Origin of the sequence: Psychrobacter sp. UBA2514 (assembly GCF_002341255.1) — a bacterium.
Taxonomy (GTDB): domain Bacteria; phylum Pseudomonadota; class Gammaproteobacteria; order Pseudomonadales; family Moraxellaceae; genus Psychrobacter; species Psychrobacter pacificensis.
Window position 1 is genome coordinate 4,042 of record NZ_DDNS01000052.1, and the last position, 330, is coordinate 4,371.

The 330-nt window shown below is 43.6% G+C and carries 1 pseudogene; it reads left to right on the top strand.

The annotated features are described in order from the left end of the window. Positions 1-330 (top strand): annotated as a pseudogene (locus tag B3V51_RS12350) (hypothetical protein); the annotation flags it as partial.

The following is a 330-nucleotide window of genomic DNA, read 5'->3' on the forward strand; positions in this document are numbered from 1 at the left end:
CCAGAGTTTTTTGCCATGCTAACTATTCCACCAGTGACGGCATTTGTTACGTGGGTGCATGTATGGATGGCGCTCAAGATGCTGTTTTATCCCATTAAGTTTTGGGGTATTCGTATTCCAAATTTTCCATTTTTTGGGTTACCAGGTATCGGCTGGCAAGGTATCGTCCCACGCAAGGCAGGCAAAATATCAGGGGTTATCGTTGATCAGACATTGTCAAAGCTCGGCTCATTAGATGAATTTTTTCAAGCGATGGAACCTGAGCAAATGGCGCTATTTGTCACTGATACGGTGGACAAAAACCTTGAGCCATTGATTGATGAGATTATG